Annotated in this window: 15 protein-coding genes and 2 tRNA genes; 10 read left to right on the top strand and 7 right to left on the bottom strand. The window is 73.4% G+C overall.

The genetic code is table 11. The features are described from left to right. Window positions 1-43: 43 nt before the first annotated feature. On the bottom strand, window positions 44-1,069 hold the full coding sequence (locus tag ACIBIW_RS35235) for an aspartate-semialdehyde dehydrogenase (protein ID WP_399342373.1): 1,026 nt from the start codon (window positions 1,067-1,069) through the stop codon (window positions 44-46). Between the two features lie 239 nt (window positions 1,070-1,308). Beyond that, complete coding sequence (locus ACIBIW_RS35230; protein ID WP_399342371.1) at window positions 1,309-4,713, bottom strand: S8 family serine peptidase; 3,405 nt, start codon at window positions 4,711-4,713, stop codon at window positions 1,309-1,311. A gap of 306 nt (window positions 4,714-5,019) precedes the next feature. Here ACIBIW_RS35230 and ACIBIW_RS35225 point away from each other — a divergent pair, with 306 nt between their 5' ends. After that, on the top strand, window positions 5,020-5,493 hold the full coding sequence (locus tag ACIBIW_RS35225) for an NUDIX hydrolase (protein WP_399342369.1): 474 nt from the start codon (window positions 5,020-5,022) through the stop codon (window positions 5,491-5,493). Window positions 5,494-5,739: 246 nt separating this feature from the next. Continuing rightward, complete coding sequence (locus tag ACIBIW_RS35220; protein ID WP_399342368.1) at window positions 5,740-7,461, top strand: TIGR03767 family metallophosphoesterase; 1,722 nt, start codon at window positions 5,740-5,742, stop codon at window positions 7,459-7,461. Window positions 7,462-7,468: 7 nt separating this feature from the next. Here ACIBIW_RS35220 and ACIBIW_RS35215 read toward each other — a convergent pair whose 3' ends face one another. Further along, entirely contained in the window at window positions 7,469-8,539 is a 1,071-nt protein-coding gene (locus ACIBIW_RS35215; RefSeq protein WP_399342367.1) for a hypothetical protein, read from the bottom strand. A 157-nt stretch (window positions 8,540-8,696) separates the two neighbouring features. Beyond that, complete coding sequence (pepN, locus tag ACIBIW_RS35210) at window positions 8,697-11,282, bottom strand: aminopeptidase N (RefSeq protein WP_399342365.1); 2,586 nt, start codon at window positions 11,280-11,282, stop codon at window positions 8,697-8,699. Window positions 11,283-11,536: 254 nt separating this feature from the next. Between pepN and ACIBIW_RS35205 the strand changes: the two genes are divergently transcribed. The 3 genes from ACIBIW_RS35205 to ACIBIW_RS35195 all read left to right on the top strand — a co-directional run bounded on the left by ACIBIW_RS35205 (window position 11,537) and on the right by ACIBIW_RS35195 (window position 13,645). Continuing rightward, window positions 11,537-12,166, top strand: a complete 630-nt coding sequence (locus ACIBIW_RS35205) for a DsbA family protein (protein WP_399342363.1) — start codon at window positions 11,537-11,539, stop codon at window positions 12,164-12,166. A 112-nt stretch (window positions 12,167-12,278) separates the two neighbouring features. Continuing rightward, window positions 12,279-12,752: a ribose-5-phosphate isomerase gene (locus ACIBIW_RS35200; RefSeq protein ID WP_399342361.1), complete on the top strand. Its 474-nt coding sequence runs from the start codon at window positions 12,279-12,281 to the stop codon at window positions 12,750-12,752. Between the two features lie 71 nt (window positions 12,753-12,823). Then, window positions 12,824-13,645 carry an Fpg/Nei family DNA glycosylase gene (locus tag ACIBIW_RS35195; RefSeq protein ID WP_399342359.1) on the top strand — a complete coding sequence of 274 codons (822 nt, stop codon included), beginning with the start codon at window positions 12,824-12,826 and terminating at the stop codon, window positions 13,643-13,645. 23 nt (window positions 13,646-13,668) lie between these two features. On the opposite strand, the gene ACIBIW_RS35190 is transcribed toward ACIBIW_RS35195, so the two are convergent. Next, a complete protein-coding gene (locus ACIBIW_RS35190; protein WP_399342358.1) occupies window positions 13,669-14,898 on the bottom strand; it encodes a GNAT family N-acetyltransferase in 1,230 nt (409 codons plus the stop codon). Between the two features lie 199 nt (window positions 14,899-15,097). Here ACIBIW_RS35190 and ACIBIW_RS35185 point away from each other — a divergent pair, with 199 nt between their 5' ends. Further along, window positions 15,098-16,246, top strand: a complete 1,149-nt coding sequence (locus ACIBIW_RS35185; protein ID WP_399342356.1) for a PP2C family protein-serine/threonine phosphatase — start codon at window positions 15,098-15,100, stop codon at window positions 16,244-16,246. Window positions 16,247-16,366: 120 nt separating this feature from the next. Here the strand turns inward: ACIBIW_RS35185 and ACIBIW_RS35180 are convergent, their stop codons facing one another. Further along, entirely contained in the window at window positions 16,367-17,587 is a 1,221-nt protein-coding gene (locus ACIBIW_RS35180; protein WP_399342354.1) for an acyltransferase family protein, read from the bottom strand. A gap of 642 nt (window positions 17,588-18,229) precedes the next feature. Between ACIBIW_RS35180 and ACIBIW_RS35175 the strand changes: the two genes are divergently transcribed. Beyond that, window positions 18,230-18,424: a hypothetical protein gene (locus ACIBIW_RS35175; RefSeq protein WP_399342353.1), complete on the top strand. Its 195-nt coding sequence runs from the start codon at window positions 18,230-18,232 to the stop codon at window positions 18,422-18,424. Between the two features lie 365 nt (window positions 18,425-18,789). Here the strand turns inward: ACIBIW_RS35175 and ACIBIW_RS35170 are convergent. Next, window positions 18,790-18,863 (bottom strand) — tRNA-Gly (locus ACIBIW_RS35170). 214 nt (window positions 18,864-19,077) lie between these two features. Between ACIBIW_RS35170 and ACIBIW_RS35165 the strand changes: the two genes are divergently transcribed. The 3 genes from ACIBIW_RS35165 (at window position 19,078) to ACIBIW_RS35155 (ending at window position 22,232) form a co-directional block, all read left to right on the top strand. Continuing rightward, window positions 19,078-19,154: transfer RNA gene (locus ACIBIW_RS35165), tRNA-Pro, on the top strand. Between the two features lie 201 nt (window positions 19,155-19,355). After that, complete coding sequence (gene tig / locus ACIBIW_RS35160) at window positions 19,356-20,774, top strand: trigger factor (RefSeq protein ID WP_399342352.1); 1,419 nt, start codon at window positions 19,356-19,358, stop codon at window positions 20,772-20,774. A gap of 852 nt (window positions 20,775-21,626) precedes the next feature. Next, window positions 21,627-22,232, top strand: coding sequence for an ATP-dependent Clp protease proteolytic subunit (locus ACIBIW_RS35155; protein WP_399342410.1), 606 nt, complete (start codon window positions 21,627-21,629; stop codon window positions 22,230-22,232). Window positions 22,233-22,255 lie beyond the last annotated feature (23 nt).

The following is a 22,255-nucleotide window of genomic DNA, read 5'->3' as shown; positions in this document are numbered from 1 at the left end:
CGGCCGGGCCCGACGGTGCGGGCCCGGCCTGCGACGGGGTGGGTCAGCCCCGCTCGGCCGCCACCAGCTCCGCGATCTGCACGGCGTTGAGCGCCGCGCCCTTGCGGAGGTTGTCGCCGGAGACGAACAGCGCGAGCCCGTTCTCCACGGTCTCGTCACGGCGGATGCGGCCCACGTAGGAGGGGTCGCGGCCCGCGGCCTGGAGCGGGGTGGGGATGTCGGACAGCTCCACGCCGGGCGCCCCGGCCAGCACCTCGGTCGCCCGCTCCACCCCGAGGGGGCGGGCGAAGCGCGCGTGGATCTGGAGGGAGTGGCCCGTGAAGACCGGGACGCGCACACAGGTGCCGGACACCTTGAGACCCGGGATCTCCAGGATCTTGCGGGACTCGTGGCGCAGCTTCTGCTCCTCGTCGGTCTCCAGCAGGCCGTCGTCGACGAGCGAGCCGGCGAAGGGCAGGACGTTGAACGCGATGGGCCGCTTGTAGACGGCGGGCTCGGGGAAGTCGACCGCGCCCCCGTCGTGGGTGAGCCGGTCCGCGTCGGGGGCCGCCTTCTGCGCCTGCCCGTGCAGCTCCGCCACGCCCGAGAGCCCGGAGCCCGACACCGCCTGGTAGGTGGCCACGACCAGCGCCTCCAGGCCCGCCTCCGCGTGCAGCGGTCCGAGGACGGGCATGGCGGCCATCGTGGTGCAGTTCGGATTGGCGATGATGCCCTTGGGGCGTACCGCCGCGGCGTGCGGGTTCACCTCCGAGACCACCAGCGGCACGTCGGGGTCGCGCCGCCACGCGGAGGAGTTGTCGATCACCACGGGGCCCTGGGAGGCGACCTTCTCGGCCAGCGCCCTTGACGTGGCGCCGCCCGCGGAGAACAGCACCAGGTCGAGGCCGCTGTAGTCGGCCGTCGCCGCGTCCTCCACCGGCACCTCGGCGCCCTGCCATTCGAGGGTGCGGCCCGCGGAGCGCGCCGACGCGAACAGGCGCAGCCCGGACACGGGGAAGGCGCGCTCGGCCAGGACCCTGCGCATGACTGTGCCGACCTGACCGGTGGCTCCGACGATTCCGACTCTCACGGGGACTCCCTCTGTACGGGGCGGCGCGTGGCCTGCGCCGCTCGCTGACGCCGGGGGCGGCCCGCCGCCCCTGCCGCCGCCCATCATGCGTCTGTCCTGGGCGGCGCTGTCCAATCCATTGTCCGTATTCCGGAGGCGGCCGCCCGGTGCACGGGCGGGGCTGTCCTGAAGCCGACCGGTGGACGCGCGAAAGGGGGCGGGCCCGGACGGCCCGCCCCCTCCTTCGCGCCGTGCGCGCCCTACGGTGTGACGCTTGTCACCGAGGCGCTGCCCACGCCCGCGACCGTGCCGCGGTCCGTGACCAACCGGACCTCGCCGAACAGCTCACGCCCCGCGGGCGGCACCGCGGCGGCGGTCACCGACGCCGAGACGTCCGCGCTGTCCCCGTGGCCGAGCACCACGGGGGTGTCCTCGTCGACCGTGATCGCGCCGAGCGAGCCGGAGAAGAAGACATCCCGGTAGTCGTACTCGGTGGAGCCCGACGGGACGGCGTACCCGTCGATCTGGACGGTGTAGGTGCCGGGGGCCGGGTCGGCGATGCTCACCGACTCCTCCGCGTCCCCGTCGGCGGACTGCCCCACCAGCGCGCCGGTGCTGTCGAACACCGAAAGGTCCAGGTCGGACGCCGGGTCGGAGACGTTGCCTATGGACACGTCGAGCCGGGTGCTGCCCTTCGGCACCTCCACCTCGCGGGTCTGGGACCCGCCTTGCGCGATGGTGGGCCGCTCGGACAGCTCGGAGCCGAGCGGGCCGCCCTCGACGTGCCCGGAGACGGCCGCCAAGTTGTTGCGCACGGTCCAGGACACCGGCGCGGGCGTGCCCACCTCGGCCTCGGGGACGGTCCGGGTGGCGGGGTCGAACGCGGCCCCGTACGCCGTCGCCGTCAGCCGGTAGGGGTTGTCCAGCATCGGCGAGGTGCGGCGGGCCTCCACCTCGACCTCCCACACGCCCGGCGTCGGGTCGGCGTAGGAGCGCAGGTCGGGGCGGCAGGTGTTGGCCGGGTTGTCGTAGTTCGGGTAGCAGTCGGGGGTCTGGGTGCTGTCGGACGGCACCCCGTACGGGTGGATCGCGATGAAGCGGGTCTGGCTGCCCTTCTTCAGGCCGTCCATCGCCAGTTCGAGGGACTTGGCGCCCTCCGGCACCCGCACGAAGTACGACGTCGTCTCGTTCCGCTCCACGCTGCCGGTCCTGCGCAGCGTGGCGGCGGGCGTGGCGGCGGGGGACAGCGGCGCCGCGGTGACGACCGTCGTCAGGATCTGCTGGTCGACGCCCTCGGTGCGGCCGTCGTCCACGGTGAGCACGGCGCTGTGGGTGCCCTCGGCTGGCGGCCGCGCCTCGACGCGCACCGTGACCGGCTTGCCCAGCGGCAGGCCGACCCGGCTCGGGCCGAGGATGCGGAAGGTGTGGCCCGCGTTGTTGGCGAGCCGCAGGGTGTGCCGCACGGAGCCCTCGGGGCCGCTGGTGCGGGTGATCTTGACGGCGTACGTCTTCTTCTGGTGCGGCTTCGTGCCGCCCTCGCGGTCGTAGAGCCCCGGGCCCTGCCCCGGCGTCGCGAGCAGGTCGGACATGGCCGTGTCCACCGGCGCCTCGACGGTGTACGTGTGGGCGGGGGCGCTGTGCCGGTGCGCGCCGCGCTCCACGGACTTCCAGGCGTCGACGATGTCGATGAGGCCCGCGCCCTCGCGGTACGCCTGCACCCCGGGGATGTGGTGCGCGGTGGAGGTCAGCGCGGTGCGCAGCGCGGCGGGGGGCAGTGCCACATGGTGCCCCTTGGCAGCGGAGAGCAGCAGCGCGGCGGCGCCGGCGGCCTGCGGGGACGCCATCGAGGTGCCCTGGAGCATGGCGTAGCCGGGCGGCAGGCCGTAGCCGGCCTCGGCGACCGGCTCGCCCTCCTTCCACGTCGGCACGGAGGCGATCGCGGCGCCGGGCGCCGACAGGGTCGGTGTGAAGCCGCCGTCCTCGCGGGGGCCGCCGGAGGAGAACGGCATCATCTGGTACTTCGTCGTCACGCCGGAGCCGTAGTCGGCCGCCCAGGTCTCCTTGGAGACGGTGGCGCCGACGGAGATCACCTTGTCGGCGAGGCCGGGGTCCTCGATGGTGTTGACGGCGGGGCCGTCGTTGCCCGCCGAGATCACCATCTGGACGCCGTAGGTGTCGATCAGCCGGGTGTACAGCTCCGCGCGCGCGTTGTTGGGGTCGTTGAGCGCGGGCAGACCGCCGATGGACATGTTGACGATGTCGACTCCCCGGTTCGCCACCAGGTCGATCATGCCCTCGGTGAGCGCGACGCTGGTGCAACTGCCGGAGAAGGTGCACGCGCGCGAGGAGACGATCTTCGCGCCGGGCGCCGCGCCGTCCATGGCGCCGCCGAAGAAGCCGTTGCCCGCGGTGAGGCCCGCGACATGGGTGCCGTGCTCCGCGGCGACGATGCCGATGTTGACGAAGTCGGCCTTCTTGCCGGCCCAGTCGCCCCCGTAGGGGTCCATCGGGACGTCCTTGCGCACCTCCACCACGAACGGCATCCGCTCGGCGACCGCGGTCCTCGGGTCGTCCTTGCCGAACCAGCCGACCTGGTGGCCGTCCTTGTAGGGCTTCATCGGGGGGTTGTCGGTGAAGTCGTGGTCGCCGTCGGTGTCGACGCGCACGGTGCCCGCGGCGGCGTCGTAGAGCACGCCCCAGGAGTCGGTGGTGTCGCCGTCGCGGTTGACGTCGCCTGCCGCGTCGCCGCCCGCGGTCGCGGACTCCTTGAAGGTGCTGATGCCGTAGCTGCCCGCGGGCGCCTTCCAGGCGCTGCCGTCGTAGGTGAACGCGGGCCCTTCGACGGCGGTGGTCATGGGCCGCCAGGTGGCGTCGCCGTCCACGATCGGGTCGGTGGCGGTCACCCAGTCGGTGATCTTCCGCTCGCCGGTGCTGGTCTTCTGGAGCGCGGGGTGGGCCAGGTCGACGCCGGTGTCCAGGATGCCGATGGTGACACCGCGGCCGTCGAGCCGGGGGTTCTTCTTCACGAAGTCGACCGCGCCCGTCTCGAAGGACGGGTTGTACGGGTTCCTGGCCGGGGTCCTCCTGCCGGGCGCCGGGTAGTGGGCGCCGCCGTGGCCGCGGCCCGCCGCGGCCTTCCCCGCGTCCTCGGCCCCGCCGTTCGGGTTCGGGTCGTCCAGCCGGATGTGCTGGCTGAGGTCGATGCCGTGCACCGAGGACAGCTTCTCCGCGGCCTTGATGGCGGCGTCGGCGCGGCCCGTGGGCACGGTGGCGCGTACATAGCCGAGCTTGTCGTAGGTGCGGCCCACCGAGCCGCCCTGCACGGCGTCCAACTGGTCGGCGACCTGGCGGGTGGCGCCGGGCGCGGTGGCGACCATCAGCGTCACGTTCTTGTCGCCCGCCGCCTTGGCGCCCGCGAGCAGCGCGGCGTCGGGCGCGCCGAGCTTGTCGGACCTGTGCGCCTTGCCCGGGTTCCCCGGGCCGGTGCCGGAGGCGGCGTCGGCGGAGGAGGCGGTGGAGGAAGCGGAGGCGGGTGCGGCGTCGGCGGAGAAGGCCGCGGGTATCGGGCCCGCGGCCAGGAGGGCGGTCACAAGACCGGCCGCCGTGGCGATACGGGCCATGCGTCTCGCGCCGTCGGACGGCGCGCGCTGGGGCTCGGGGGTCATCGGCATCCCTGTACACGTCGATGACCGATGCGCCCGGGGGCCCGTCTGCCCCTGACCGCATCGATCGGGAATGGTCTGTCCGGGTCCGGTCTTGAAACCGGACGATCGCTCAGCTTTATGTAAACGGCGGGTGTTTGGGGAGAGTTGCCCGTCGCGGGATCGGACCATGGCGTACTCCCGCCATACGCCACCGGGGCGATACCGGCGCAAACCGGCGCGGACACCGCCCGCCGGAAGGCCCCTGCGGGCGCGTCCGCGCCCCGCCCCCGTGAGGGCCCCCGCCGGCCGGCCGGTAGGAATGGCCGCATGGTCAAAGAACGCAACGTACTGAGGGTCGCCGCGTACGCCGTGTGCGTCGTGGACGAACGGATACTCCTCGCCCGCTGGGTCGCCCCCGACGGCGGCAGGCACTGGACCCTGCCGGGCGGCGGCATGGAGCACGGCGAGGACCCGTACCTGACCGTGATCCGCGAGGTCGCCGAGGAGACCGGCTACACCGTCGAACCCGCCGCCCTCCTCGGCGTGCACTCCCGGGTGCGCCACGACCCCGGTGCCCTCGGCCGCGGCACCAGCTTCCACGGGGTGCGCCTCGTCTACGAGGGCCGTCTCACCGGCGGCGGACTCCGCAACGAGACCGACGGCTCCACCGACCTCGCCGCCTGGCACCCGCTCGCCGACGTCCCAGGACTCGACCGCGTGGAACTCGTCGACCGCGGACTCGCGCTCTGGCGCGAGCGCCCCGCCGACGGCCACCTACGCGCCGCCGAAGGACCCGAGTGAACCCTCCGTGCTACCCCGCAACATGAACAGCCCGTGACCGGACTGCCTCCCGCACACGAGCGCTCCATGGCCTGACGCCCCCGACCAGATCCACGTCGGGCGATCGGCGTCAGCCGTTGCCGCCTCGTTTACGCGCAGGTCACCCCGGGTGCCAAGCATCGAGTGGGGCCGCGGCGTCCGCAACGGCGGACGCCTGCCGCCGCCGCCGTCCACCGCTGACGCGTTCGCACTCGGGGAGGCCGCGCCATGCCGCGCCCACGCTCTGTCGCCACCGCAGCCCTCAACCGCAGAACCCTCCTCGCGGCCACGGGCGCCGCCGCCCTCACCGCGGGCATCGGCTACGCCGCCCTCGGCTCCGACCCCGCCGCCGGCGCCACCGCCCCCTCAGGCACCTCCCGCAAGGCGCCGCCCCCGCCGCTCGCCCCGTACGAGCAGGGCACCACGCTGGCCGCCGTCGCCGCCCCGAACGGCCGCCGCGGCGGCTACAGGCGGCTTGCCGCGGGGCCCGCCTGGGGCCGCGTCGTGCGCGGCGACCTCGCCCCCGCGCGGGCCGGACGCGACACCAGGCGCACCACGCTCGCCGCGTTCGTGCAGCTCACCGACCTCCACCTGGCCGACGTCCAGCACCCGGTGCGCACCGAGTTCCTGCGCTCCCACGTCGCCAACGCCTGGCGCCCCCACGAGGCGCTCTCCGTGCCGGGCGCCGTCTCGCTCGTGGAGCGGATCAACGCGCTGCGCGGCGCGCCCGTCACCGGAACGCCGCTGCACTGCGCCGTCACCACCGGCGACAACACGGACAACAGCGCGCGCTGCGAACTCGACTGGTTCCTCACCGTGATGAGTGGCGGCCGCATCGTCCCCAACACCGGCGACCCGCACCGCTACGAGGGCGTGCAGAACTCCGGGCTCGGCCTGTACTGGCAGCCGGAGGACGCGCTGCGCGACGCCGACAAGCGGCTCGGCTTCCCCACCGTGCCCGACTTCCTCGCCGCCGCCATCCGCGAGGTGCACAGCCCCGGCCTCAACCTCCCCTGGTACTCCACCGTCGGCAACCACGACGCGCTGCCCGGCGGCTGCTACGCGCCGGGCGCCGCCCACCTCGCCGACTTCGCCGTCGGCGACCGCAAGCTGATGTCCCTCGACGCCTCCGACGCCACCACCGTCTACAACGGCATCCACCGAGGCGCCGACCGCGACGGCGCCCTGCTCTCCGACGTCCTCAGGGCCCGCCGCGGCGCACTGCGCGCCATCACCCCCGACGACGCGCGCGCCCCCTTCACGCCCGCCGAGTACCTGCGCGCCCACCTCGACCCCCGGCACACCGGCCCTGGACCCGTGGGACACGGCTACACCGAGGCCAACACCGCGGACGGCACGCAGTACTACACCTTCAGGATCAGCGACGACATCCTCGGCGTCAGCCTCGACACCACCGACCCGGGCGGCTTCTACGAGGGCTCCGTCGGGGCCGGCCAACTGGCCTGGCTCGAACGGACGCTGACGGAGAACGCGGGCACCCGCACCGTCGTCTTCAGCCACCACACCAGCACCACCATGGGCAACGCCAACCCCGACCCGGCCCACCCGGGCGAGACCCGCCACGACGGCGACGACCTCGTGCGCCTCCTCGGCCGCCACCCCTCCGTGCTCGCCTGGGTCAACGGCCACAGCCACCGCAACGAGATCACCCCGCACGGCTCGTTCTGGGAGGTCACCACCGCCTCGCACGTCGACTACCCCCAGCTCGCCCGGGTGGTGGAGATCACCGACAATCGCGACGGCACGCTCTCCCTGATCACCACCCTCGTCGAGGCCGCCGCACCGCACGGCACCGACTACACCGACCTCTCCCAGACCGGCCTCGCCGCGCTCTACCGCGAACTGGCCTTCAACGCCCCCGGCGGCCGCACCGACCTGGCGGGCGCCGCCCACGACCGCAACACCGAACTGCTGCTGCCCGCGCGCTGAGCGGCCGTCACCGCGGCACCACCACCACGTACGCCGGGGGCCTGCGCCCGCGCGCGGCCCGCAGCGCCGCGCCGATCCGCTGCGCCTGCTGGCGCGGATACTCCCCGAGACCCCGGGGGGTCAGCCGGACCAGGGCGATCCCCAGCCGTTCGAGGCGGTCGCGCTTGCGGGCGCCCGCCGCCCAGCGCCCGCCGTCCGCGGGCCCCGCGGCGGCCCGGGTGTCCAGCTCCACGGCCACCGCCTGCGCGGGCCAGTACGCGTCCACGCCGCCGAGCCCAGGACCGCCCCCCGGCAGCCGCAGGCCGACATTCCACAGCGGTTCAGGCAGCCCGTGCCCGCGCACCGTGCGGTACAGCAGGTCCTCGGCGCGCGCCCGCCCCTCGGCGAGTAGCGCGTCCACCGTGTCCGCCACCGCGGGCCGCGACAGCAGCCCCGCCTCGCCCAACTCCCTGATCAGCGGCCCCGTCTCACACAGGCCGCCGCGCACCGCCGCGGGCAGCAGCAGCCGCGCCGCGGCAGGGTCCCCGGGCCCCGCGAGGGCGTCCGCGAGCGCCCTCGGCGGCGGCGCGACCGGCAGCCCCCCGACCCGCACCGGCATCGGCAGCCGCGGCGAGCGCAGCAGCCGTACGAAACCGGTGCCGCGCAGCCGCCGGGTGTGCGGCACCAGGACGTCGACCGCGCCCTCCTCCAGAAACCCCGCGGGCACGCCGCAGCCAGGCCCGTACAGCGCGAGCGCCGCGAGGCCCGTGACCATCACGCCCCGGAACCCGCCGGGCGCCTCGCCCGGCCGCACCCCGAGGGGCGGCTGCGGCGGCACCCGCGACGGGTCGCGCCGCGCGGGGGCGGGGACCGCGTAGAGCAGCGCGGCCCGCAGCCGCTCGCCGCCGGTCGGCGGGCCCGGGTGCAGCAGGTACACACCGGGCAGCACCTGCCGCCAGGGTCCTCCGCCGCGGCAGCGGGCCGCGGCCTGCGCGGGTGTGACGCCGTGCTGCCGCAGCTCCGCCGCGGACAGCACCCCGTACTGGAGGGCGCCGAGATGGCTCAGGGGGCGTGCGGGATTCGGGGTGTCGCGTCTCATGCGGCGTCGATGCCCGCCGCCCGGGGCGCGACACCCGGGCCGACCCGCTGTTACGCGCCCGTACCCGAACCGGGACGACCCGGTAGGTTTCCCGAACACCGGGGCGAATCCGGCCCGTCGGCCCGGTGCCGTGCGCGCCCCGCGCCGGACGCGGCGCTCAGCCCGCGGCCGCGTCGCACTCCTGGCCCCGCAGGCCACGCGCCAGGTCGTCCCGCGACTCCAGCACCAGCCTGCGCAGCGCCGCGGGCGCGCCCGGCCGCGCCTCAAGCCAGGCGTCGGTGGCGCGCACCGTGTCCCAACTGTCCTGGAGGTACGGGTAGAGGCCGCGCGCCACCCGCATCCCGATCTCGATGGTGCGCTCGGCCCATACCCGCTCGATCACCTCGAAGTACCGCGCCGCGTACGGCGCCGTCAGCGCGCGCTGCGACGGCTGCGCGAACCCGGCGATGACCGCCTCGACGAGCGCGTTGGACAGCTCGCCCGACTCCACGACGGACTCCCACGCACGGGCCTTCACCTCGGCGGACGGGCGCGCCGTCAGACAGCGCACCTGGTGCCGCCTGCCCGACGCCGTGTTGTCCCGCTCCCACTCGGCCGTCAGCGCCGTCTCGTCCACCGCGCCGTGCGCCGCCAGCGTGCTCAGCAGGCTCCAGCGCAGCTCCTGGTCGACATCGAGGCCCGCGACGCTCTCCGTGCCGTCGAGCAGCCCACGCAGCGTCGCCAGATCCGCCTCGTCGAACGCCACGAGCGCGAAGAACGCGGCCCACGCGAGCTGGTGCTGCCCGCCGGGCTCCGCCGCGCGCAGCTCGCGGGCCGCCGCCTCGGCCAGCAGCCGCCCGCCCGTGGCACGCCACCCCGGGTCCGCGTAGGTCTCCACCGCCGAACGCGCCCAGGTGTGCACCATTTGCAGCACGCCGATGTCGCTCTCCCGGCCCGCGAAGCGCAGCACGAGCGCCACGAAGTCGCGCGCGGGCAGCCGCGCGTCGCGCGTCAGGCTCCACAGCGCCGACCAGCACAGCGCCCGCGCGAGCGGGTCGGTGAGGTCCCCGAGGTGCTCGCGCAGGGTGGCGAGCGAGCCCTCGTCGAAGCCGATCTTGCAGAAGGTCAGGTCGTCGTCGTTGACGAGCACCAGGTCCGGCGCCTCGGCCCCGGCCGCCTCCGCCACCACGGTGCGGGGCCCCTCGACATCGGTCTCCACGCGCGCGTACCGCTCAAGCGCGCCGTCCGCGGTGAGGCGGAACAGGCCGATCGCGACCCGGTGCGGGCGCAGCCGCGGGTGCGCCTCGGGCGCCTCCTGGACCACGGCCAGCTCGGCCAGCCTGCCGTCGGCGCCGAGGACGAGGTGCGGGGTGAGGGAGTTGAGCCCGGCGGTGCTCAGCCATGCCTCGGTCCAGGCCGTCATGTCCCGGCCCGAGGTCTCCTCAAGCACCGACAGCAGGTTGCCGAGGTGGGTGTTGCCGTACGCGTACCGCTTGAAGTAGCGCCGCGCGCCCTCCATGAACGCGTCCCGGCCCGCGTACGCCACCAACTGCTTCAGTACGGAGGCGCCCTTCGCGTACGTGATGCCGTCGAAGTTCAGCTTCGCGTCCTCCAGGTCGCCGATGTCGGCGGCGATCGGGTGCGTCGACGGGAGCTGGTCGGCGCGGTAGGCCCACGCCTTGCGCTTGTTGGCGAAGGTGATCCAGCCGTCGGTGAAGCGGGTCGCCTCCACCAGCGACAGGGAGCCCATGAAGTCCGCGAACGACTCCTTCAGCCACAGGTCGTCCCACCAGCGCATGGTGACCAGGTCGCCGAACCACATGTGCGCCATCTCGTGCAGGATGACGTCCGCGCGGCGCTCGTACGACGCCTCGGTGACCCTGCCGCGGAAGATCAGCTCCTCGCGGAAGGTGACGAGCCCCGGGTTCTCCATCGCGCCGAGGTTGTACTCGGGCACGAACGCCTGGTCGTACTTGCCGAAGGGGTACGGGTAGTCGAAGTGGTCGTGGAAGAAGTCGAGGCCCTGCTTGGTGACCAGGAAGACGTCCTCCGCGTCGAAGTGCCGCGCGAGGCCCCTGCGGCAGATCGCGCCGAGCGGCACCTCAAGCGTCGTGCCGTCGTCGAACGTGCGCGTGTACGTGTCCGACACCACGTGGTACGGGCCCGCGACGACCGCGGTGATGTACGTGGAGATCGGCTTCGTCTCGTCGAAGCGCCAGACGCCGTCCGCCTGCCGGCCCGCGCCGTTGCTCCACACCGTCCAGCCCTCGGGCGCCGTCACCTCGAAGCGGTAGGGCGCCTTCAGGTCGGGCTGCTCGAAGTTGGCGAACACCCGGCGGGCGTCCGCGGGCTCGTACTGCGTGTACAGGTAGACCTCGCCGTCCTCCGGGTCGACGAAGCGGTGCATGCCCTCGCCCGTGCGGCTGTAGGCGCACCGGGCGTCCACCACCAGCTCGTTCTCCTCGGCGAGGTCCTCCAGGGTGATCCTGGTGCCGTCGAAGACCGCGGCCGGGTCGAGGTCCCTGCCGTTCAGCGACACGGAGGTGACCGCGGGCGCCAGCAGGTCGGCGAAGGTGGCGGCGCCCGGCTCCGAGCAGCGGAAGCGGACCGTGGTCACGGAGCGGAACGTGCGCGGCCGGCCGCCGGGGCCCGGGTCGGCCGCGGGGAGCGCGGAGCGCACGTCGAGCGCGATTTCGTAGCCGTCGACGGACAGCAGCGCGGCCCGCTCCCGGGCCTCGTCACGGGACAGGTTCTCACCGGGCACGGGCGGCACTCCCTCGAACTCGCTGGCGGCCGCGGCGACGCGCGTAGCGCCCGCCGCGGTACGGAACACGGATGATCCTCCCACGCGCCTGCGACAACCCGCCGGGGCGCCTTCGACACGGCCCGCGGGCCGGGGGAATGGCGCGCCGCCCGGGCGCGTTGCACCTGTTCTGCGCCGTGGCGTCTGTCACGGTCCTGCGCGCCGCGCCGCCCCCTCGGGGAGCCGGGGCGATGACCGCGATCACGAGGAGAGACATGTCGGAGAAGACCCCCGTCGACTTCTGGTTCGACCCGCTGTGCCCGTGGGCCTGGATGACCTCCCGCTGGGTGCTCGAAGTGCGGAAGCAGCGCGACATCGACGTCCGCTGGCACGTGATGAGCCTCGCCGTGCTCAACGAGCCCAAGCTCGACACCCTGCCGGAGAACTACCGCGAACTCATGGGCGCCGCCTGGGGCCCCGTGCGTGTGGTGACCGCCGCCCGGCACCAGCACGGCGACGAGGTGGTGGGCGACCTCTACACGGCGCTCGGCACCCGCTTCCACAACCGCGGCGAGGGCCACACCAAGGAGGCCGTCGTCGGGGCGCTGGAGGACGTGGGCCTGCCCGTCTCGCTCGCCGACTACGCCGAATCCGACGAGTACGACACCCAGTTGCGCGCCTCCCACAAGGAGGGCATCGACAAGGTGGGCCAGGAGGTCGGCACGCCCGTGATCGCGGTGCCAGGACCCGACGGCGAGGAGATCGCCTTCTTCGGCCCCGTGGTCACCCCCGCGCCCAAGGGCGAGGCCGCCCTCAGGCTGTGGGACGGCACGCTGCTGGTCGCGGCCACCCCCGGCTTCTACGAGATCAAGCGCACCCGCACGGTGGGGCCCATCTTCGACTGAGCCCCCGCGACTGCGCCCCCCTCGAAGGCGCCGGAGCACCGCCCCGGCGCCTTCGCCGCACCCCGCCACCCCGGCGCAGGCGGCCCGCCCCCTGACGTGCCACACTCGACCCATGCGCGTCTACCTCGGCTCCGACCACGCGGGCTTCGACCTCAAGAACCACCTGGCGCGGTGGCTGACCGACCAGGGCCACGAGGCCGTGGACTGCGGCCCCCTCGGGTACGACGCGCAGGACGACTACCCGCCGTTCTGCCTGCGCGCCGCCGAGCGTACGGCCGCGGACCCCGGGTCGCTCGGCGTCGTCATCGGCGGCTCAGGCAACGGCGAGCAGATCGCCGCCAACAAGGTGTTCGGCGTGCGCGCCGTCCTCGCCTGGAGCGAGGCGACGGCCGCGCTCGGCCGCGAGCACAACGACGCCAACGTCGTCTCCGTCGGCGCCCGCATGCACACCGCCGAGGAGGCCACCAAGATCGTCGCCGCCTTCCTCGGCACCGCGTTCACCGGCGAGGCGCGCCACCAGCGCCGTATCGACATGCTCACCGGCTACGAGCGCACCCGCGAACTGCCCCCGCTGCCCGGGGCCTGAGCCACCTCACGCGCGCGCGTCACGGCGCCGGGCGCGGGAGTCCGTGAACGTACGAGCGCAAGGAGCGGCCCGTGCCCGAGGGGCACACGATCCACCGGCTCGCGGCCGGCTACGGCGAGCGCTTCGGCGGCCGCCGCGTCGCCGTCAGCAGCCCCCAGGGCAAGTTCTCCGACGCCGCGACGCTGCTCGACGGCGCGGTGCTGACCGAGGCCGAGGCGCACGGCAAGCACCTGTTCCTCGGCTTCGGACCGCTCGGCTGGGTCCATATCCACCTCGGCCTCTTCGGCAAGACCGCGCTCGGCGGGCCGCCCGTGCCGCCGCCCACCGACACTGTGCGGCTGCGGCTGCTCGCCCCCGGGGCCTACGCCGACCTGCGCGGGCCCGCCGCCTGCGAACTGGTCACGGACGCCGAGAAGCAGGCGGTGCACGACCGGCTCGGGCCCGACCCGCTGCGCGCGGCGGACGTCGCGGGCGACGGGGCGGCACGCGCGTACGCGCGCGTGTCCCGCAGCCGCAGCAGCGTCGCCGCGCTGCTCATGGACCAGAAGGTGATCGCGGGCGTCGGCAACGTCTACCGCGCCGAGGTCCTCTTCCGGCACGGCATCGACCCGTACCGCCCGGGACGCGACGTCGGCCGCGCCGAGTGGGACGCCGTCTGGGACGACCTGGTCGCCCTGATGCGCGAGGGCGTGCGCACGGGCCGCATCGACACCGTGCGGCCCGAGCACACCCCGGAGGCGATGGGCCGCCCGCCGCGCGTCGACGACCACGGCGGCGAGGTGTACGTGTACCGCAGGGCCGGGCAGCCCTGCCATCTGTGCGGCGGCGAGATCAGCACCGCCGGTCTCGCCGCCCGCAACCTCTTCTGGTGCCCCGACTGCCAACGCCGCTGACCTGACGGCACGCGCGCGTGCCGTCAGAAGTCGTGGGCGGCCCACGGCGCGACGTCGGAGCCGAACGCGAGCGACGCGCGCGCCAGCGCACCCGGCCGCAGCTCCACCACCCGGCCCGCCGCCGCCAGCTCCGTGAGCGAGAGGCCGCCGAGGTACGCCGAGCCCAGGTCACGCGCCGACAGCGCCAGGTCGGCCGGGTCCCGGGTGGGCTCGCACACCGCGCCCCCGGTGTCGCCGCTCAGCCGCAGCCGCCCCTCGTTCCACGGGCAGAACGGGTCGTCGACCGCCAGCACCACGTCCACGGGCGCCCGGTACGCGCGCGTGCGCAGCGCCCCCGCGACGTCCACCAGGCGCAGGTACAGCGCGTCCCGCAGCCGGGGCGAGCAGCGCCGCACGTCGGACACCAGGTGCAGCACCGCGTCGTCCACGGGGCGGCTGCGGGCCCGCACCCACGACGTCAGGTCCACGTCGAACAGGAACCGCCACAGCGCCGCGTACGCCGCGGGCTCCACCGCGTCCAGGTCCCGGACTTCGAGCGCCCCCTTCGGGCCCTTCTCGTCCGACTCGGGACGGTGCCGGAAGCGGACGTAGCCGAGCGGCTCGCCTTCCCGCTCCGCGAGGACGCACTGGAGCGGCGAGGCGCCCTGACGGGCCGCGGGCGGGTCCAGGAGCGGCAGCCGCTCCCAGCCGGGCATCCGCACCAGCATCCCGGGCCGTTCGGCCGCAAGACGGGCGTACAGGGCCTCGCACTCGTCCAGCACGTCGGCGGGCGCCGCGTACTGCAGCCGTACGCCGTCGGTGCCCTCGGGGACGGCGGGCCGCACCCGGTGGGTGTCGATGCTCAGCGATATCTCCCTGGTCGCGAGGCCGAAGCCGAAGCGGCCGTAGATCGCGGGCTCCGAGGCGTACAGGACCGCCAGCGGCTCGCCACGGGAGCGCATGTCCGCCAACTGCCGCCGGATCATGCCCGTCAGCAGCCCCCTGCGGCGGTGCGTGGCCGCGACGCTGACCATGGTGAGACCCCCGGCCGGGACGGCCGCGGCGCCGGGCACGGTGACCCGGAAGCTGTTGACGACCGAGGTGCCGACGCAGTCCGCGCCGTCCCATATCCCGAGCGAACGGTCGAGTTCCGTGAGCGCGTTCCGCAGCGCGTGCTCCTCCGGCGGCTCGGGCACACCGCCGAACGCCCGCTCCAGGGTGGCGAACCAGACCGCCCAGTCGCTCTGCTTGAGTTCTCGAATCTCCGTTCCCATGAGGGCATCCCTACCAGGGCCGCCCCCGCGGCAGCGAGCGAGTTTTCGCCGCTCACCGGCCCCGCCGCGGAGCGGCACGCGCGCCCCGCGCGGGCCCGTACGCGCCGCGCCGACGCGGCCGGAGAACGCCGGTCGCGGCGGGGGAGCGCCCAACCCGCCCGTGCACAGGGGGCGCCTCGCTGGATAGGGTCCACGAGCGATGGCAGGACGACGCGCGGCAGCGGAAACGTTCCCGGCCCGGTTGAAGAGACGGTTCCACCGGGTCCGTACCGGCCTGCGCAAGTCCGGCGTCGACTACTTCCGCGGCGACGGCTCCGACTGGATCGCCCTCGTCGGCCTGCTGCTGACCATTCCGTTCCTCACGGCCTGCACCCTCTTCAACCCGATCTGGTGCGAGCCGGCGCTGCTGGTGCTGCCCATCGTCACCGGCGGCCTGCTGCTGCGCCCCGCCAGCCTGCTCGGCCTCTACGCGGCCGCGGCCGTCGCGCTCATCGTGGAGTCGGTGCGCCTCGGACCGTATACGGAGGGGCCCTCCAGGGTCACGCCGGGCGTGGTGTTCGTGGTGGCGGCCTCCGGCCTCTTCGGGCTGCTCATCGCGCAGTTCCGCAGCCGCGTCGGGGTGCCGTGGCGGCGCGGCGGGACCATGCTCTTCGACCTCCGTGAACGCATCAGGGTACAGAGCAAACTGCCGAAACTCCCGCCCGGCTGGCACCGGGAGATGTCGCTGCGCCCGGCGGGCGGGCAGTCGTTTTCGGGCGACTTCGTGGTCGCGGCGCGCACCGGCGGTGGCCGGACCCTTGAGGTCGTGCTGACCGACGTGTCGGGCAAGGGCATGGACGCGGGCTCCCGCGCGCTGCTGCTCTCCGGGGCGTTCGGCGGCCTGCTCGGCTCGCTGCCGCCGCATGCCTTCCTGCCCGCCGCCAACGGCTATCTGCTGCGCCAGGACTGGGACGAGGGCTTCGCGACCTCCATTCACCTCGTCCTCGACCTGGAGTCGGGCGACTACGAGCTGTTCTCCGCGGGCCATCCGCCGGGCCTCCAGCTCCACGCGGGCACGGGGCGCTGGGAGGAGATGTCCGCGGAGGGGCCGCTCCTCGGGGTGTACGACGGGGCGCAGTTCGACCCCACGAAGGGCACGCTGCGGCCTGGGGATGTCCTGATGCTGTTCACGGACGGCCTGGTGGAGACGGCGGAACGGGACATCGCGGAGGGCATCGACCGCCTCACGGGCGAGGCCGACCGCTATGTCGCCGGCGGCTTCCACGGCGCCGCCTGGCACCTCATCGAGGCGGTCGCCAAGGACGTCAACGACGACCGCGCCCTGCTGCTGATCTGCCGCCACGGCTGACCCCCCCCGGCACGCGCGTGAGCGCCGCCCGCGCGGGAGCGCCGCCGCGCCACACGCGCGTGTGCCCCTCACCCGCGGCGGGCGAGGGGCACTTACGGGGCCACGTGGGGCCGGGGTCTCTCAGGAGGAGGCGGGTGTCTTCGGGCGCGGGGGAGGGCCCGCGGCCTCCTTCTTGAACGCCCACTTCATCTCGGGCTCCACGACGAACCGGAACACCCGGCGCACCGGCGGCGTGCACAGCAGCGTGATCAGCACCGCCGCGAAGAGGCTCACCATGATCTCGCCGACGGGGTCGTGCACGATCGGGTGGTCGTCGTACCAGCCGTAGTACTGCGCCGCCTTGATCACGAACCCGTGCAGCAGATAGCCGCAGAGCGTGCCCGCGCCCAGCGCCGTGAACCAGGTCTTGCGGCTCGGCACCAGGGCGAGGAAGCAGGCGGTGAGCACCAGCGAGCAGCCGAACACCGCGAGCGTCATCACGATCCCGGCCCACCAGGGCGCGCCCAGCTCCTGGGCGGCGTCGCGGTGGAAGAGCCAGGCGTCGTTCATGTGCTGGGCCGCCCAGTACGCGAACACGGCCGCGCACAGCATCACGGGGACCGCGATCACGCGTGCGGTTCGCTGGCGCAGCAGTGCGAAGTGTTCGGGCCGAAGGATCAGTCCGAGGACGAAGTACGGCAGGAACTGGCAGACCCGCTGGAGGTTCAGGCCGTCGGTGATGCTCGGCGTGACCGAGGCCGCCATGGCGATGGCGAGGGCCACCGGGAGCGGCCAGCGCATGGAGCGCCAGATCGGGGAGGTCAGCCGCCAGATGAACAGCGCCACCAGGAACCAGGTCAGGAAATACGGCTCCAGCAGGCTGATGTCCTGTGACGGCGAGTGATCACCCCACCGTTTGAACAGTGGATAGGCGGTCTCGAAGACGATATACGGAACCGCGACCCCCGTGACCAGCCTGCGCAGCCGGTCGGGGCGGGTGTCGAAGCTGCGCGAGAAATAGCCGGAGATGATGATGAACGCGGGCATGTGGAAGGCATAGACAAAGATATAGAGGCCGGTGACGGCCCGGCTTCCGTCCCGCAGCGGCTCCCAGGAATGGGCGACCGCGACCAGTACGATCGCCAGGAACTTCGCGTTGTCGAAGAACGCGTCCCTGGCCCGGCCCGGCTGTGGCTTCCCGCCCGCCGAGCCCCTGCCCGAGGCGTCTGCCCGGCGGCCGCCGGCCCGTCCCTGCCGGTCCTGTGGCGTCTGTTCCGTGTCCCCGGGGGCCTCGGGCCTTACGGCCTGCTCCGGGGGAAGCGGTGTCCCTCCGCTGCCGTGGGGGCGCAGCGAGTGCGTCACGGGACCTCCCGTCGGCAGTGCGGGGCCGCTGTCGGCGATCTGTCCGTTCCGGGGATGATGGCGGCGAGGAACATTCGAAGCACCCTAGCGTCGAGGCGGCGAGTCAGTAAAACCCCGGGTGTATTCCGGGGGTTGCCCTGGTTACCCGTACGCGGCTACCCGGGATTCGCGAAGTCATCGGCGGCGGGGCCGTATTCGCGCTGTGTTCCACGCCACATGATCGACCCCGGTCGCCGTGGTCGGCGTTGTGTGCCCCCTGTGAATTGTCTGTGACCGGCGCCCGAACTCCCGCGGCCCCTTCGCCATTTACCGGCCGCGCCCGCCCACGCCGCCTCCGCGGCCTTTCCCCGGTATCCGGGGACGCCCGCCAATTCCCGATCTTGGGCGGCTGCGGGCCGCCGTGCGGCGGCGCGGGACGGGGCGCGTGACACGCACGGTGGACGAGTCGCGCGTGTGTCTGGTGTGACGGCGGAGTGGCGTGAACGCGCCTGCTTGCAGGCGCAACTCCCGGCGCGGGGTGCCAACGTTGTGTCACCCGTCGCATAGCGCGGGCGCGTTGGTGGCACGATGACTGTGGCGGGGGAGTACGGGGTCGTACCCCCCGGGCCGGGAGAGCGACCGACCTAGGGTGTGTGATCAGTTGTGGCCATTTCTCTGTCTGTGGTGCTTCTGTTGGCGATTGTCCTCGTCGTCCTGGTGCGCGGAGGATCGCTGAAGGCGGGCCCGGCCGTGGTCGCCGTCCTCTTCGGGTTCTTCCTCGCGTCGACCGGCATGGCCCCGTCGATCCAGCGCTTCCTGGACTCGATAGCGGACACCATCAACCAGATCAGTTTCTGATCCGGGCGCCGCGGGCACTCCCCGCCCCGGCCGCCCCGCCACCCGCCGCCGTCCCCCGGCGGGCCCCCTCGCACCCGCCCGCCCGGTCCGCTCCCGGCGCGGCCCGGGCGGTCCGGCCCCGTATGCCCGAGCCCGTACGCACGCATGCGCGCGTACGGGCGAGCGCGTCGCGTAGAGGCGAGGGGGACCGGCGGCGGCACGGGCGGGACAGAAACTGTCCCGACCGGAGACGAAAACTGTCCCGATCGGGGACGACCCGGGGACGAAAAGTGTCCGGAAAACGCAAAAGGGCCGTCCGGGAACGCCCGGAACCGGCCCTCGGGAAGCCCTCCCCGCCCGCGGACGAGGGGTTCGCGATCGTGCATTGGAGCGGGCGACGGGAATCGAACCCGCGTAGCTAGTTTGGAAGACTAGGGCTCTACCATTGAGCTACGCCCGCGAAACGCACCGTGAAGGGCCCGTGGGCCCCGCGGCACGGATGCATCGTAGCCGGTCCTGCGCCGGGCCCGCACACCGCTTCCCGAACGCCCCGGGCCTCCCGCCGTCCCGTCCGCCCGCGCGTACGGGCCCGGCCGCCGGGCGCGCTCCGGGGCGCTCCCCGGAATGCGGCGGCCGCACTGCCTGCGGCCATGTACCCTACGTGTCGCACCGAACGGGGTGTGGCGCAGCTTGGTAGCGCGTCCGCTTTGGGAGCGGAAGGCCGTGGGTTCAAATCCCGCCACCCCGACCATCGGCCTCGGGCCATGATCATCTTGTGGGCCGCGTGCCACGCGCGGTTACTATGCAAGCTGCGTGCCCGTGTGTCCGCGCACCTCCACGACGCCGTCGGACGGCCGTCGGAAGCTCCCGCGGGGGACAGGGCCGAGTCGCGACTCACGCGCCAGCGTGTCCCGCGCACACCCCAAGATGTCAGCCACAAGGAGACCGAACCGTGAAGAGCGCCGTGGAGACCCTGAACCCGACTCGGGTTCGGCTCACTGTCGAGGTGCCCTTCGAGGAGCTCAAGCCCAGCCTCGACGCGGCGTACAAGAAGATCAACGACCAGGTGTCGGTGCCGGGCTTCCGCAAGGGCAAGATCCCGGCACGGATCATCGACCAGCGGTTCGGCCGCGACAGCGTGCTGAGCGAGGCCGTCAACGAGGCGCTCCCGAAGTTCTACACCGACGCGGTCCAGGAAGGTGACCTGAACGTCCTCGGCCAGCCCGAGGTCGACATCACCGAGCTGAAGGACGGCGAACTGCTCTCCTTCACCGCCGAGGTCGACGTCCGCCCGACCCTGGAGATCCCGGACTACTCCGGCATCGAGGTCGAGGTCGACGCCATCGAGGTCACCGAGGAGGACGTCGACAAGGCCGTCGAGGAGCTGCGCGAGCGCTTCGCCACCACCGCGCCGGTCGAGCGCGCCGCCGAGGACGGCGACGTCGTCACCCTCGACCTGGAGGCCAAGGTCGACGGCGAGGTCCTTGAGGACGGCCTGGCCAGCGACGTCTCGTACACCATCGGCTCCGGCGAGCTGCTCGACGGCATCGACGATGCGGTCAAGGGCGTCGAGGCCGGTGGGGAGGCCACCTTCACCTCCGAGCTGAAGGGCGGCTCCGCCGCGGGCAAGGAGGCCGAGGTCAAGGTCAAGGTCAGCCAGGTCGCCAAGCGCGAGCTGCCCGAGCTCGACGACGACTTCGCCCAGCTCGCCTCAGAGTTCGACACGCTCGACGAGCTGCGCAAGGACAGCCGGGACCGGCTGGAGAACACGCGCCAGTACGACCAGGCCACCCAGGCCCAGGAGCGCGTGCTCGACAAGCTGCTCGACCTCGTCGAGGTGCCCGTCCCCGAGAAGCTGCTTGAGGACGAGGTCAACACCCGCAAGCACAACCTGGAGCACCACCAGCTCGGGCAGATGGGCCTCGACCTCGCGAAGTACCTGGAGATCCAGGGCAAGACCGAGGAAGAGTTCGAGACCGAGACCAAGGACGCGGCGGTCAAGGGCATCAAGACCCAGTTCGTCCTCGACGAGCTGGTCAACAAGGAGAAGCTCAACGTCAACCAGGAGGAGCTGACCGAGCACCTCATGCGACGCGCGGCCTCCTCCGGCATGTCCCCCGACCAGTTCGCCCAGGCCGTCGTCGAGGGCGGCCAGGTCCCGATGCTGGTCGGCGAGGTCGCCCGCGGCAAGGCGCTCGCGGTCGTCGTCGAGGCGGCGACGGTCAAGGACACCAACGGCGAGGTCGTCGACCTCAGCGACGAGGAGGAAGAGGCGGCCGAGGCCGCCGAGTCCACCGAGCTGGCCGAGCCGGCCGAAGCGGAGACCCCCGCTGCCGTGGAGGCGACCCCGGAGGACAAGCCGGAGAGCTGACCCCCGACACCCCCCGAAGGGGGCCCACGCCACCGGCGCGGGCCCCCTTCGCCGTGTCCGCGCCACCGACAGACGCCCCCGCGCCTCCAGGAGGCCGCCTGAAGGCCATTTGCGCGACGTGTGGGGTTTCCCGGGGGCCGGGCGCTCCGGGGGCTCCTGAGACCGCCAGAGAGCCCACAGGGGGGCGTGGCGCCCCCACCCCTTCTCCGCCCACCCTTCCTCCGCCCACTCCTCCTCTCCTCCGCCCACCTCTCCTCTCCTCACTCCTCCTCCGCCCACCCCACCCCGCCTCTCCTCCGCCCGCCTCTCCTCCCTCCGCCCCTCCTCCGCCCACCCCTCCTCCCTCCGCCCCTCCTCCCCACCCCTCCTCCGCCGCAACGGCGCTCAACCCCCACGGCGAGTGTCCGGCGGAATCCCCACTCACCCCGCCCCCCGACACCCACGCCCCCACCCGCACACGCACACGCACACGAAGAACCCAGTCCCGCTCCGAACGCCCCCCGCCGCAAGGCGAACCACCCCCGGCCCGCCGCGAGGCGAAGGAAGCCCGCCGCCAGGCGAGGGAGCCCGCCGCAAGGCGAGGACGGCCCGGCCCGCCGCCAGGCGAGGAGGCCCGCCGCCCAGGCGAACCGACATGCCCCCACCCCGCAGGGGCGACCTGCGCTGACAGCGAACAGTTCCCCGACCGGGATGGCACCCGCCTGCCTGCGCGTTAGGGTCCTTCAGTACGAGGGCAGGGGAGTCCCGCGAGCCCGCCGCACGGCGGCACGGCAGGGGCCCCGCCGCCCCGCAGGAGACGTGAGACGGCCCGGCGCCGTCGCAAGACGAGCAGGTGGATACGTGACGAATGTGATGCCCTCCGCCGCCGGTGAGCCCTCCATCGGCGGTGGCCTCGGCGACCAGGTGTACAACCGGCTGCTCAACGAGCGGATCATCTTCCTCGGCCAGCCGGTCGACGACGACATCGCGAACAAGATCACCGCGCAGTTGCTTCTTCTGGCCGCGGACCCCGAGAAGGACATCTTCCTCTACATCAACAGCCCCGGCGGCTCGATCACGGCGGGCATGGCGATCTACGACACCATGCAGTACATCAAGAACGACGTGGTGACCATCGCGATGGGCATGGCGGCCTCCATGGGCCAGTTCCTGCTCAGCGCCGGCACCCCGGGCAAGCGCTTCGCGCTGCCCAACGCCGAGATCCTGATCCACCAGCCGTCCGCGGGCCTCGCGGGCTCCGCCTCCGACATCAAGATCCACGCGGAGCGGCTGCTGCACACCAAGAAGCGCATGGCGGAGCTGACCGCCCAGCACACCGGGCAGAGCTTCGAGCAGGTGACCCGGGACTCGGACCGCGACCGCTGGTTCGACCCGATCGAGGCCAAGGAGTACGGCCTGATCGACGACATCATGCCCACGGCCGCCGGAATGCCGGGCGGCGGCGGCACGGGGGCCTGAGGCCCGCCACGAGGGCCCGGCCG

The sequence above is a fragment of the Streptomyces sp. NPDC050560 genome, from assembly GCF_044457285.1.
Taxonomy (GTDB): Bacteria; Actinomycetota; Actinomycetes; order Streptomycetales; family Streptomycetaceae; genus Streptomyces.
Note: the sequence above shows the minus strand (reverse complement) of the source record. Positions and strands in the feature narration are given on the sequence as shown.

Coding starts and splice junctions, on each gene's coding strand:
- ACIBIW_RS35200 (WP_399342361.1), top strand. CDS start 12,279: ATGCGCGTCTACCTCGGCTCCGACCACGCGGGCTTCGACCTCAAGAAC.
- ACIBIW_RS35155 (WP_399342410.1), top strand. CDS start 21,627: ATGCCCTCCGCCGCCGGTGAGCCCTCCATCGGCGGTGGCCTCGGCGAC.
- ACIBIW_RS35215 (WP_399342367.1), bottom strand. CDS start 8,539: ATGAGACGCGACACCCCGAATCCCGCACGCCCCCTGAGCCATCTCGGC.
- ACIBIW_RS35205 (WP_399342363.1), top strand. CDS start 11,537: ATGTCGGAGAAGACCCCCGTCGACTTCTGGTTCGACCCGCTGTGCCCG.
- ACIBIW_RS35220 (WP_399342368.1), top strand. CDS start 5,740: ATGCCGCGCCCACGCTCTGTCGCCACCGCAGCCCTCAACCGCAGAACC.
- ACIBIW_RS35225 (WP_399342369.1), top strand. CDS start 5,020: ATGGTCAAAGAACGCAACGTACTGAGGGTCGCCGCGTACGCCGTGTGC.
- ACIBIW_RS35190 (WP_399342358.1), bottom strand. CDS start 14,898: ATGGGAACGGAGATTCGAGAACTCAAGCAGAGCGACTGGGCGGTCTGG.
- ACIBIW_RS35185 (WP_399342356.1), top strand. CDS start 15,098: ATGGCAGGACGACGCGCGGCAGCGGAAACGTTCCCGGCCCGGTTGAAG.
- ACIBIW_RS35230 (WP_399342371.1), bottom strand. CDS start 4,713: ATGACCCCCGAGCCCCAGCGCGCGCCGTCCGACGGCGCGAGACGCATG.